We start from the raw sequence: 12,494 nt of genomic DNA, 5'->3' as shown, positions 1-12,494 counted from the left end.
TACAATGGCATCGAGACTATTACGGTAAATAAAAAACATTCCGGGCTATATCCTACTCATAGCAATAGTCTCGATACCAGAATTGGTAATTACTTCAGAAAATAGTCAATCTATATTTACCGCGTTCCTGTGGATTTTTGGAAGTAATAACTATATAGTATGTATCATCTTCAGGCAACTTGGCTCGGTCAATTAAAGCACTGTAGACACCACTTTTGTCTTTGTCTTTATCGATCGCGATCGTCTGTCCTTTAGAATTTAGCAAAGCTACATAAGGAGAAAACTCTTCATCAACACTATCTACCCGAATACTTATCAGCTGATTTTTTTTACCTTGAAAATTAGAAACATTGTAAGCACCTCCATTTTGTTTTAGGGTTGAGCTTTTGGCAGTTAGTTGGTCTGATTCATCTAAAGTATAGCTAGCTCTATCATTCCTCAGAGCCAAACTATAGCGACCTGTATCTCCAGGATCTTGACTAGTAACAGCAATCTTGTAAATGCCATTCTTAGGCAGTCGCGCAAAAATGAATGCATCATCGCCACCACTGCTTTTATCCAAAGCGCCTTTTTTAACGATGATATTGTTATCAGGATCGTGCAGAAACAACAAGGGTTTTAAACTCAAGTTATTGGATCTACGTGTATCATTACTGCCAATTAGTCTAATTTGCACTAATTGATTTTCTCTACCCTCAAACTCATAGAAATGAAAATATCTACCTTCAGATTGAAAGTCACTTTTACTTAAAATACCTAATGCAACATCTACAAAGTTAATCTCTTTGTAAGTTGGTATTGCAGGTGAAGAAATCCCTGAATTATCGAAATTTTGGTTCCCATTTGTAGCTACATTAGAACTTGGCTTGCGAACTCTTCTGGAGCCACCATTATAACGATTGGCGTTTGAATTTGCAGTTCTAGTTCCAGAGGATCTAGATGCACCACCACCATTGGAACGATTAGAATTTGAGTTATAAGTCCTACGTCTAGACGATCTAGGAGTAGAGCTATTATCTGAAACGCTGGAAGTTCGTCGCTGAGAATTTTCTGTATTAGACGATACACGAGGAGTCTGCTGTACTGGTGACTCAATAGATATCTTCCGTCTTGGAGATACTGATGCCTGAGAAGCAGGAATTTGCTCAATTCCTTTTTTTACTGCTTCTGGTTGTCTCTCATCTGGTGATTTAGCAATTATGAAGTCTTGAGAACTGTGAGATTTCACCAAAGCACTTATAGGCAGTACATTACTTGTGATTAACAAACTACTACTCACGCAACCAATTAAAACATGACTTAATTTGCGACGATAGTTTTTGTTGTCTAATAGCATAATTACGCTCCTAATTTTGCCGATCGTTTTGTCTCTTCCTGAAAGACAAAATTAATACTAGTTGCTGTTTTAACCACAGCAGTTATTTAAATTGAAAGGGGAATTTAGCATATATACCTTAGCGGCTTGCAAAAGGCATCGCCTGTAATAAAATCAATTCGTATATCTTTCATACCCAAATATTTACCACAATCAAATCGGAAAAATTATATTTTCAATTTAGACTACTAAAGGAAATCTCAATTTCATAGGTATATACTGAGCTACAAACTTAAATTGCTGCTTTTCGGAATTTTGTCCAGATATTTTTGTAAACGTGACTAAATGGCTCACACAGATGTAATACACAAGCAGGCCTAATACCATTTCACGAAAAATCTGATACAGATGTAACTCCTGAAAGCTTTGCTGCATCTAAGTTTTTTAATTGCGAATTGAGAATTGTGAATTGGTATAACGCCCATTAATTCGTCAAAAGGCATCGCTCAAACACAATTTTTTGCAATTTATCTAAATTGTTCAATACCTGATGAGGTAAGGAAATTGGGGATTTGTATGGTGTCTCAGTGATATTTACTAACAAGAGAGATTATACTGCATGACTTAAGATGAATATATACCCCAACTGAAATGGATTCCCAGTATGCTCTGTTGTGTGAATCCCGATTGCCAAAAACCCTTAAATCCTGATAAAAACAACTATTGCCACAGTTGTAGAGCGGAATTGATACCCCTGCTAGGAGGTCGCTATCGTCCCACTCAGGTTTTATCAGACGAAGGCGGATTTGGTAGAACCTATCTAGCCAAAGATGTACACAAACTGAATGAATGCTGTGTTGTTAAGCAATTCGCGCCAAAACTTCAGGGAACTGGTCCGTTAACCAAGGCCGTTGAACTATTTAAACAAGAAGCGAGCCGACTGCAAGAACTAGCAGAACATCCGCAAATTCCAACTTTATTAGCTTATTTTGAGCAAAATAGCTATCTTTTTTTGGTGCAGCAGTTTATCGATGGGCAAAACTTGCTTAAAGAATCGGAAACGCGGTCAAACTATAACGAAACAGAGATTCGCCAACTTTTGCTAGATTTACTGCCAGTACTGAAGTTTATCCATTTGCGGGGAGTGATTCACCGAGATATCAAGCCACAGAATATTATTCGCCGTCAAAGTGATGGGCGATTAATCCTCATTGATTTTGGAGCTTCCAAGCTGCTGACAGCAACAGTGCAGACTAAAATGGGCACTGTTATTGGTTCACATGGTTACACTGCACTTGAACAGATGCAAGATGGAAAAGCTTACCCAGCCAGTGATTTATTCAGTTTGGGGGCTACTTGTTTTCATCTACTGACTGGGGTTCGCCCATCTCAACTGTGGATACATCAGGGTTATGGTTGGGTTGCATCTTGGCGGCAACATTTAACCAGTTCAGGTAGAGACGGGATTTCTATATCTGTAGAGTTGGGTGAAGTTTTGGATAAGCTGTTGCAACTAGACATCCAAAAGCGTTATCAATCGGCTGATGAAGTCATCAATGACTTGACACCTCAAATATCACCATTGTCATCAGTGCCCCCAACTATACTGACACCAACATTTGCAGCTTCCCCAGCAAACAAGGTGCCAGTTTCACCAAAATCAAATAACAATCTAAAAAGTCAACTGCTGTTAGGTTCTAGCATTTTAGTGTTGGGATTAGGGGGAGTTTGGTATTTTCAGTCTCGTCCCCAGACAGTCAGCGAGGCTCCTCAACCTATTTCTCAGCCTATTTCTCAGCCTATTCAGCCCCAAAAAAACGTCTCAGAAAATTCTTATTCACCCAAACCCTTCAATGGGCATTCTAGTGACGTGAATTCCGTAGCTTTCAGTCCTGATGGTACAACCCTTGGCAGTGCCAGTGATGATAAGACAATCAAGCTATGGAATCTGACGGGTGGACAGGAAATCCGCACTTTAGAAGGACATTCCAATTGGATTTGGACTATAGCTTTCAGTCCTGATAGTAAAATCCTCGCTAGTGGTAGTGCGGACAAGACAATCAAACTGTGGAATCTGGAGACAGGAAAGTTAATCCGCAGCTTGCAGGGAAATAGCGATGGAGTTACTTCTGTAGCTTTCAGCCCTGATGGCAAAACTCTTGCGAGTGGCAATGCTAGTAAGGATATGAAAATCAAACTATGGAATCTGGAAACAGGAAAGTTAATCCGCACCTTAGAGGGACATACCAGTGGTGTTGCATCTGTAGTTTTCAGTCCTGATGGTAAAACCCTTGCCAGCGGTAGCTGGGATAAAACAATTAAATTGTGGAATCTGGGGACAGGAAAGTTAATCCGCACCTTAGAGGGAAATGCAGAGTCGATTCTTTCAGTTGCTTTTGCTCCCGATGGTGTCATCCTTGCCAGTGGTAGTAAAGACAAGACAATTAAATTGTGGAATCTGAAAACAGGAAAGTTAATCCACACCTTAAAAGGACATAATGATAAGGTTAATTCTGTCGCCTTTTTGCCAAGCGTAGGTTCAAATGGTATCACCCTTGTAAGTGGCAGTAGTGACAAGACAATCAAACTTTGGAACCCAGTCACAGGAAAGGAAATCCGCACTTTGGAGACAGGTTCTGGATATATTTATGCCGTTGCTATTAGCCCAGATGGACAAACCATTGCCGGTGGTGGAAGTGGTGAGAACATTCTCAAAATTTGGCAGATGATTAATTAAAAATATCTGATAGTGTACATTCGCAATAGATTGCGACTTTTTTGGGTTCTATCCCAGAAAGAATATTTAGCTGTGCAAAAATATCAAATTAATCATAGCTTCAAAAGATGATATTGGCGAAGACTGTATTATGGTAATATTCTCTACGTGTTCAGAATTATAGCTTGAAAAAAATATCAAAATCTATCCCTAAACCTGCAAAAGTGGGTTTATATAGGTTTTATGCTGTCAAAAAAATATCTTTAAATAAAAGTTTATGATTAATATATTTTTTCTACTCATACTATTTTCTTCGCTTTTAGGTCGAATTAAATTTCCAGGAATAAATATTGGTATTCATTATTTATTACTTCCGGTATTTAGTTTTGGAATCATTAGTTTATCGTTAAAATCTATACCAGAAGTTGTTAAGAAACATAAAATAATTTTGATATCTATAAGTCTCATGTATTTGTGGATGTGGCTGTCCTCATTAATGAGCGAGTTTCCAAATATTGCTATTACTTATAGTCTAAAATACTCAACTTATTACATATTATTTTTCGCTTTTTTAATATTAACTTTTAAGAATACAACAACGCCATCTTTGACATTTTATTATCGTTGCATATTATACTTACTACAGATAATTGCAGGTTTAGGTTTTTTAGAGGTTTTACTTCCCAGCAACTGGATTTTTAAATCATTAAAGTTCCCCAGCTTTTATCCTGAGATTGGTTCAATTATGCAAAACCCTAATCAGTTTGGGGTCATAGTCGCCATTGGATTATGTTTAAGTCTGATTTTAGAAAAACAGAATAAAATTTCTAAAATTGAATTAAATATAAGTGAATTAATTTTTCCAATTTCCTTAGCTTTGTCTGCTAGCGGAAATGGTTGGGTAATTTTTATAATTGGGATGTTTCTTTTGCTGATATATAAAATTATTAGTTTTAGAAAAATGATTTATCTAATAAGCTTGTTGTTTTTATGCATTGTAACTGTACCAGTTTCTACATGGAGACTTGGTTTGGCAGATAGTAAAATATTCCCATTAATTAATGTATTTTTAGAAAATTCAAATTTAGCAAATCCAAACGAAAAAAAGCCTCATACTCTTGTAGTAACAGGTTTTTCAAGGTTTCAAATGTGGCAGGCAGCTATTAATGAAACTATTAAAAGACCATTTACTGGTATAGGTATAGGGGTTTTTCCAGACCAGATAGGAGTGAAAGTTTGGGGAAAAAAAGGTTATCATGCACACAATATATTTTTAAATGTGTCAGCAGAACAAGGAATTCCTGGATTATTACTATTTACTAATTTTTTAGCGAAAATAGCATTTAAAGTTAAATATGCTAATCCTTTAATTACTGTTCCAATTATTCTATTTTTAGTGTCTCAAATTCTAGATTTTTTTGCTGAAGACTATACTTTTACAACTATTGAGTTTTATTTTATAGCAGCAGCTATCAATTATCGAAAAGATATTGTCATGCAATTAAAACCTGAAATTATTTAAAATGCCAAAAAACTTATGATTGCTAAACCTCATCTTTACTTAATATTTCCGAATATATTTGATTTCAAGGGAGGTATTCAAGTTTACTCAAAATTTTTGCTGAAAGCTTTACAAGATATATATCCTGAAGCTGATTATGATGTGTTTCTAAAATATGATAAATATAGTTTAAAGCAGCCAGAAAAATTGCAGTTTTTAAGTTCAACAAGATTTCATTATTTTGGAGATTTACCAAAATTATTGCAACCAATTTTATTTGCCACGAAAATAATTATTTTAGCTATTCTTCAACATCCCGTTATAGTCATTTCCACTCATGTTAACTATGCGATTGTTTGTTATATTCTCAAATTTTTCACTGGAACTCCTTACTGGGTAGTTGCTCATGGCTTAGAAGTTTGGGATATCGAAAATAAAGCAACAAAATTTGCTTTAGAAAAAGCAGATAAAATCATTAGTGTTAGTAATTACACTCGCCAGCGCTTGCTTCAAGATTCAAATATTGATTCAGAAACAATAGTTATTTTACCTAATACATTTGATGCTAGTAAGTTTACAATAAATTCTAAACCTACTTACTTACTCAATCGATATAATTTAACAGATGAACAGCCTGTAATTTTAACAGTAACGCGGCTAGGAAGCACTGCAAAATACAAGGGTTATGACCAAATCCTTCATGCTTTAGTGAAAGTGCGGTTGTATCTCCCTAATGTTCACTTCATTCTTGCAGGTAAAGGAGATGATATACCTCGAATTAAAGCTTTAGTTACTAACTTAAATCTACAAGATTGTGTGACAATTGCCGGATTTGTTTCAGATAAAGAATTGTGCGATCATTACAATCTCTGCGATGTTTTTGCTCTGCCTAGTAAAGGAGAAGGATTTGGAATTGTTTTTCTAGAAGCTTTAGCTTGTGGTAAACCTGTATTGGCGGGTAATCAAGATGGTTCTATAGATCCCTTAGCTGACGGGAAGTTGGGATGTTTGGTCGATCCTGATAATGTTGAAGAAATTGCCGATAATCTGATTCAAATCCTGCAAGGTGATTGCTCTAATCCAGTAATTTACCAACCAGAACACTTACAACAAAAAACTATTGAAGCTTTTGATTTTAGCCAGTTTTGTGCAAGTTTAGCAAAGTTAGTTAGTAGTAATTAGTTACAATTTAATAAAATTTGGTAAAAAAATGGACGATTCAGTATTTGTTATATTTCTTGCCTTTGGATTTATTTGGGTTTTGATGGGAGTTGTCGGTTGGATTGCGTTTCTAAAATCTGAGGGTGAGGAAATTAAGTTTGGTAAGTGGGGACTTATAGTTGCTATTCCAATCTTAATACCAATAATTTTTACTCTAATTATTGGTGTATTGTATCATTAAAAAAATCACTAAAATCTATGTTTTTTACTTTTGCATCGCACCCCTAACCAAAATCACTGTACTTTCGACACCAGAAGCGATCGCTTCGGGAATATTACCTTGAATCGCTTGCTGTAACAATCCCTCGCGGGAAGCTCCCAAAACTACAACGTCGTAACCTTCGGTTTGCACTAGGTTAATCACACCTTCGGCGACTGAATTAGCTTGCACGGGGAGAGCAACTACAGTACTCGACAATTTGCGACGACGCATCAAATGGCGGATGGCTTGTTCTGAAATTGACATATCTGGCTTGAGTTCAGATGGCTTAAACACCTGTGTCAGGCGAATTTTTGGATCGTTTCCCAATGTAATTAAAGCCGGTAGCAATTTTATTGCCAGTGGGGAATTGGGGCCACCAGCCACTGGAACTAGCCAACGGTTAAATGAGTGCTGAGTGGGGAGTACTGTTAGCGGTAGCGGGGAGTTCAGTCCGTTCTGAGTGCGGAGTGGGGAAGGTGGGGCCCCCTCTGGGGATAAGGGGTAATGGGGAATTTTGCCCAGCTTGACTAATACAACTTCGCAGGTGGCTTGGCGAATTATGGTGTCAACAACGTTGCCAAAAATCCGACCAGGGGTAGATGTGTTACCTTTCCATCCCATTAAAATTAGGTCGATGTGTTGTTCGTTGATTGTCTCCAAAATTGCCTGCGCCACATCGTGGGTAACTCGAATCTGCGTGTGCAAGGGAATTTTCCACTTTTTTGCTAAGACTTCTGCCTGTCGTAGCAAGCGGCGACTTTTTGCCGTTCTTACCTGTGTTTCTGATGGGGAACTGTGGCGGGGTATCAGCATCACTTGCACGCAATCTATTTCATAATGGCGATCGCGGGCAATAGCTGCTGCCATTTGTAATAAAACACCTGCTGTTTCGGGATTAGCTACGGGTACTAATAATCTACCTCTACCAGTGCTGGGCGATCGCGTCTGGTAAACTATGTATGAAGGTTCTGGTCGCAGTTTTGGTGTCGCATTCTCACCATTGAGATGATCTGCTTCCGCCCGAATAATATCTGCACGGGTAATAATCCCAATCAGTTTTCGTCTATCTACCACCGGTAAGCGACTAATTTGATAGCGATCGAGTAAATATAGTACATTACTGAGGGTGTGAATTGGTGATACTGTCATCGGGACAGATGTCATAATTTCTTTTAATAAAATATCGGCTAGATTGCGATCGCGCAGTGTATGGTTTGTACTCTCGCGGATTTTTAACAAATCTGATTGCGTTACAATCCCCACTAACTTGCTATCTTCTACTACAGGGAAACCGCGATGATGGGAACGAGCAAAAGCTTGCATTGCTTCTTCCAAGCTCATCTCTGCATCTAGAGTTTCTACCCGTTCTTGCATGACATCTTTTGCAGTTAACTTGGTTAATGCTCCTTCCATCGCAACTTCTTTGGTGAGAGTAATACCTTTTAACTCCAAAAGTTTTTCATAAAGCGAACCAGGTACTACTTTATCCGCAACCAGGTAAGCGGCGACAGAAACAATCATCAAAGGTAGCACTAGGTTGAAATCTGTAGTCATCTCAAAAACAATCACAATTGCTGTGATTGGCACTTTGGAAACGGCGCTAAAAAATCCACCCATACCCGCTAGGGCGTAAGTCGTAGGAGAACCAACTCCGGTGAGATATAACTCAGATACACCGATGATGTGTCCTAAGCAAGAACCCAAAATCAGACTGGGAGCGAATAATCCCCCCGGCGCTCCCGAACCAAATGCAATCAGTGTGAGGATGAACTGGGCGGCAAAGGCGATCGCTGCGACGCTAGGATGGGAACCTCCAGTAATTAATGACTCCCGCAATCCCGTATTATCACGGAAGGATGGGGGCAGCATAGCGACGACAACACCAGAGATAAATCCAGCTAAAGCCACCCGCAAGGGTAAGCTGATGTGTAATCTTCGATAAAATTTAATACTAAATATAATACCGCGATTAAACAATGCACCAAACAAGCCTGCCAAAATACCTAACAGGATGAAAAAGGGAATTTCTGGGATGGAGAATTGGCTGGAAGATTTTACTAATTGCAAGTTAAGGTCAAGAGAGCCACCACCCAAAAGTCGAGATATCACCCCACCAATAAAAGAGGCGATAATGGCAGTTCCGAGAGTTAATCCTGATAAATCTTGGAGTAATTCTTCAACGATAAACAAGACACCTGCGATCGGGGCATTGAAAGCAGCAGCCAAACCCGCACCCGCACCAGCTGCAATCATCTGCCGTCGATGATCTGGAGAAGTGGGAACCCAACGACTCATTCCTGCTGCCAAACCAGCCCCCACTTGGACAGTAGGGCCTTGCCGTCCCAGCGTCATGCCAGAACCAATGGCGATGATGGCACTGAGTAACTTCACACCTGCTACCCGCCAAGATAGATTCACAGACACGTTGGCCAGAGAAGCTTTGACTTGCGGAATACCGCTACCAGCAGCCTCTGGTGCTAATCTATCCACCAACCATCCAGCCAGAAATCCCAGGACAAGACCAATTGCAGGTAGTACCAGCCATGCCGGCAAAAGGTGGGTAGTATGCACTCGCCATGTCCCCAACCATCCCGATCCGACTTTTAGGAATACCGCAGAGAGGGCAGCAACCAGACCGATAATACAGGCTTCGGCGATCGCTAAACCTCTTCTAGGCTGCCACCAGGTGCGAAAACGCTGATTCATACCAGTTTTGGATTTTAAATTTTGGATTACAAATCTTTCCTAAAAAGCTGTTTTGTGGAATCTTAGAGGATGGTTTAAAAGTCTATATTAAGGCTCATATCCCCGACTTCTTAAAAAAGTCGGGGATATTGTTATTCACAAATAATTTAGGATCGCTATACAAAAGCACTCTCCCCAATTACGAATTACAAACTTGTACTGAACGTAGCCGAAGTATTACGAATTACTTAATTGTTTCTTCCCGTGGTAGATAGCCCTTCTACTATCAGAGACGGAGTATAACAAGAACCATTCCAATCAACATCGTTGCCTAGTGTAACCAATTGCTTCAGGGCTGTGTAAACATTACCTGCAACCATCGTATCCTTAACACGCCCAATTACTTGACCATTTTGGACGCGGTAGCCTAAATCGACGTTGATCGAAAAATCTCCCGAAATACTGCCGCCACCACCCAACATTTGATCGACAATCAAGCCATCATCTAGTTGTTGAATCAAATCTGGTAGCGATGCCGAACCTGGCTGGATGAGAAAATTAAATAAACCAGGGGTAGGATAGCTACCTAAACCAGGGCGAAAACCATTTCCAGTGGTGTTAGTACCCAGTTGGGAGCCGGTGGTGCGATCGCCATAGAAATGCTGTAAAGTTCCATTTTGGATAAATACCAAAGATTGAGTCGGAGTGCCTTCGTCATCAAAAGGGCAACTGTAAGGGCCAGCTTCTGGATCTTGATAGAGAGTGAGACTGGGTGCAATTACTTCCTTACCCAAACGTTCTGCCCAAGGTGAAGCTGCTTCTAAAACTCGCTTGCCATTCAAAGCGGCTTGTACAGTACCCCAAAGCATATCGGCGGCTTTAGAAGTGAACAAAATCGGGACACGACCAGTAGGAGGTGAGATATTTTCACTCGACCAAATTAACCGTTGTAAAATTTGATTAGCTAATCTCTCTGGATCGAGTTCCCCCCGCTTGGTTTGACCATCAGCAACACTTAAAAAATCATCACCACGCACCCATTCTGCTGATATGTAGCAGCTGAGGGTAGTGTCTGTATAGTGACAATCTAAACCTTTGGTGTTGACCAGTCTAGTGGTTTCAATATCACATTCCCAGTCACCATTGCATACAACATCGGGATAGGCATCACGGATGAGTGCGATCGCTTCTTTGCCCCAGTCCACCAAAACCTCTATCGGGAAACTTTCTCCTAAATCGGGGTAGGAGGGCTGAGAGTTAGAGCCTAATTCTACAGTTTCCGGTTGATTTAGTTGACTCAGAGCCAGAGCTTTTTCCACCATTACTTCGGCTAAGACAGAACCGTAAGCCACCGTCAGTCCCGGACGCCCGTTTCGCCAAAGCCGTAGTGCTGTGCCTTCAGATTGGTTAGTTTCTAGCTGTTTGAGTCGGTTTGCCTCAAAAAACACTGGGCGAGAAAGCGATCGCGACTGATACACTTCAGCAGCTTCTGCTCCAGATTTTATAGCTAGTTCCAGCAACTGTTCGGCTAGTGTATCTTGTGACAAATTTTCAGAACCCATGACCCTTAGTGAATTGTGGATTTTGAACCGCATATCAACGCTGTCTCAACAGAAGTGCGATGTCTACGACGGGCTACGCCTACGCACTTTCCGGTGATGAACGCAGATAACTATCCAAAAATCATCAGTGTTTCTTTACAGTTACGATTTGAAACCGCAGATCGACACTGATGGACGCAGTTAATTATCCCAAATCATTGTCATGTCTCAACGGATCTAGTCATTTGTCATTTGTCATTTGTCATTTGTCATTGGGCACAAGAGGCGGAGGGGCAGAGGGGAAAAACTCTCCTCGGTCACTGAGCGTAGCCGTTCGCGCAGCGTCTCGTAGAGAAGTGCTGCTCCCCTGCCTATTTTCACAGATTAACCTCTTGCAACAGCCAAAAACCAGCAAAAGATTCTGCTTTGGGATCGGACTGTACACCGATAAAATGTACTCCATTAGCTTTTTGCTTGGCTGCTTCAAAACCTTTGGCTTCTGCTAAGATTTGAGGTTTTTTGATATTTGCCACAATCCAACTTTCAGTTACACCAGTTTCTAAAAGCAATCTCGCCTCCTCGCTGGTGTCAAATCTTAAAAAAGCTAACTCCAAACCAGACATCCACCCAGCCAAGGGCAACGCTCTCGATGAGAAAATCAAAATACCAGGAATACGAGCTTCAGGTGAAACTTTCGCCAACTCTAAAGGGAAAGCTTCACCAAAACCAATTTCCCACTCTGGCATATCAGCAAAATCCGCAGCATCTAAAGTAACAAATACCCACTGCTGTCCTTCCAAAGCATCTGGTAAACGTTGCGGCAAAGGTTTCTCCAAGCGGACTGAGGGATTAGTTCCCCCTTGATACCCTGCCTCTTGAGGATACACTTCTTTCATCCGCTGTTCTAACCATTGATTGAGAACCAAAGTACGGCGGCTAGGCTGGGCGGGAATGCCTATATCTTGGCAGGCTTTAGTAATCATATTGTTCATTTGGCGGCGGAAAAAGCGGATTTTAATTGGTGCTTTTCCAGCTTGGTCAATAGCCTCCTGCAATGCTGTCCGCAACCAGCCCGAATTTACCTGGGTACTGGGACAATATTGAGCATAGCGAAACAAAGAGTCTACTTTTGCGCCGATATCCAAGGGGCTTTCGCAGACTAAGACTTCCCAAACTTTTTTTTGATTATCGTCCAAAATCGGACGAGAGTAAAAATCGATTTCCCAAATACTGCCCATGTTTTGCGGTAAAAATCTGGCTGTTATGTTTTCCTGATATCTCGATCATACGAGTGTTAGGGCGCATTGGACATT

At 40.3% G+C, this 12,494-nt stretch carries 9 protein-coding genes; 5 read left to right on the top strand and 4 right to left on the bottom strand.

Going from position 1 to position 12,494, the window contains the following annotated elements; genetic code table 11:
• Positions 1-94: 94 nt before the first annotated feature.
• Positions 95-1,336 (bottom strand): peptidase, encoded by a 1,242-nt coding sequence (locus V7K53_RS30870; RefSeq protein ID WP_335201288.1) that lies wholly within the window; start codon positions 1,334-1,336, stop codon positions 95-97.
• A 643-nt stretch (positions 1,337-1,979) separates the two neighbouring features.
• On the opposite strand from V7K53_RS30870, the gene V7K53_RS30865 reads away from it, so the two are divergent.
• The 4 genes from V7K53_RS30865 to V7K53_RS30850 all read left to right on the top strand — a co-directional run bounded on the left by V7K53_RS30865 (position 1,980) and on the right by V7K53_RS30850 (position 6,934).
• Positions 1,980-4,052, top strand: a complete 2,073-nt coding sequence (locus V7K53_RS30865; RefSeq protein WP_335201287.1) for a serine/threonine-protein kinase — start codon at positions 1,980-1,982, stop codon at positions 4,050-4,052.
• A gap of 256 nt (positions 4,053-4,308) precedes the next feature.
• The gene (locus V7K53_RS30860; RefSeq protein ID WP_335201286.1) at positions 4,309-5,553 is read left to right on the top strand and encodes an O-antigen ligase family protein; all 1,245 of its coding nucleotides are present in this window, start codon (positions 4,309-4,311) and stop codon (positions 5,551-5,553) included.
• Positions 5,554-5,568: 15 nt separating this feature from the next.
• Positions 5,569-6,714 (top strand): glycosyltransferase family 4 protein, encoded by a 1,146-nt coding sequence (locus V7K53_RS30855; RefSeq protein ID WP_335201285.1) that lies wholly within the window; start codon positions 5,569-5,571, stop codon positions 6,712-6,714.
• A 28-nt stretch (positions 6,715-6,742) separates the two neighbouring features.
• Positions 6,743-6,934: a hypothetical protein gene (locus V7K53_RS30850; protein WP_335201284.1), complete on the top strand. Its 192-nt coding sequence runs from the start codon at positions 6,743-6,745 to the stop codon at positions 6,932-6,934.
• A gap of 24 nt (positions 6,935-6,958) precedes the next feature.
• Here the strand turns inward: V7K53_RS30850 and V7K53_RS30845 are convergent, their stop codons facing one another.
• Together V7K53_RS30845 and V7K53_RS30840 are read right to left on the bottom strand one after the other, a co-directional pair.
• On the bottom strand, positions 6,959-9,661 hold the full coding sequence (locus V7K53_RS30845) for a chloride channel protein (protein ID WP_335201282.1): 2,703 nt from the start codon (positions 9,659-9,661) through the stop codon (positions 6,959-6,961).
• 227 nt (positions 9,662-9,888) lie between these two features.
• The gene (locus V7K53_RS30840) at positions 9,889-11,202 is read right to left on the bottom strand and encodes a TldD/PmbA family protein (RefSeq protein ID WP_335201281.1); all 1,314 of its coding nucleotides are present in this window, start codon (positions 11,200-11,202) and stop codon (positions 9,889-9,891) included.
• Positions 11,203-11,217: 15 nt separating this feature from the next.
• Between V7K53_RS30840 and V7K53_RS30835 the strand changes: the two genes are divergently transcribed.
• Entirely contained in the window at positions 11,218-11,373 is a 156-nt protein-coding gene (locus tag V7K53_RS30835; protein ID WP_335201280.1) for a hypothetical protein, read from the top strand.
• Between the two features lie 185 nt (positions 11,374-11,558).
• Here V7K53_RS30835 and V7K53_RS30830 read toward each other — a convergent pair whose 3' ends face one another.
• Positions 11,559-12,419: a Tab2/Atab2 family RNA-binding protein gene (locus V7K53_RS30830; protein ID WP_335201279.1), complete on the bottom strand. Its 861-nt coding sequence runs from the start codon at positions 12,417-12,419 to the stop codon at positions 11,559-11,561.
• Between the last annotated feature and the right edge of the window lie 75 nt (positions 12,420-12,494).

The sequence above is a fragment of the Nostoc sp. genome, assembly GCF_036917355.1.
Lineage (GTDB): Bacteria > Cyanobacteriota > Cyanobacteriia > Cyanobacteriales > Nostocaceae > Nostoc.
Note: the sequence above shows the minus strand (reverse complement) of the source record. Positions and strands in the feature narration are given on the sequence as shown.

What these genes read in the sequence shown, in the direction of transcription:
- V7K53_RS30865 (WP_335201287.1), top strand. Translation starts at nt 1,980, where the DNA reads ATGCTCTGTTGTGTGAATCCCGATTGCCAAAAACCCTTAAATCCTGAT.
- V7K53_RS30845 (WP_335201282.1), bottom strand. Translation starts at nt 9,661, where the DNA reads ATGAATCAGCGTTTTCGCACCTGGTGGCAGCCTAGAAGAGGTTTAGCG.
- V7K53_RS30850 (WP_335201284.1), top strand. Translation starts at nt 6,743, where the DNA reads ATGGACGATTCAGTATTTGTTATATTTCTTGCCTTTGGATTTATTTGG.
- V7K53_RS30840 (WP_335201281.1), bottom strand. Translation starts at nt 11,202, where the DNA reads ATGGGTTCTGAAAATTTGTCACAAGATACACTAGCCGAACAGTTGCTG.
- V7K53_RS30870 (WP_335201288.1), bottom strand. Translation starts at nt 1,336, where the DNA reads ATGCTATTAGACAACAAAAACTATCGTCGCAAATTAAGTCATGTTTTA.
- V7K53_RS30830 (WP_335201279.1), bottom strand. Translation starts at nt 12,419, where the DNA reads ATGGGCAGTATTTGGGAAATCGATTTTTACTCTCGTCCGATTTTGGAC.
- V7K53_RS30855 (WP_335201285.1), top strand. Translation starts at nt 5,569, where the DNA reads ATGATTGCTAAACCTCATCTTTACTTAATATTTCCGAATATATTTGAT.
- V7K53_RS30860 (WP_335201286.1), top strand. Translation starts at nt 4,309, where the DNA reads ATGATTAATATATTTTTTCTACTCATACTATTTTCTTCGCTTTTAGGT.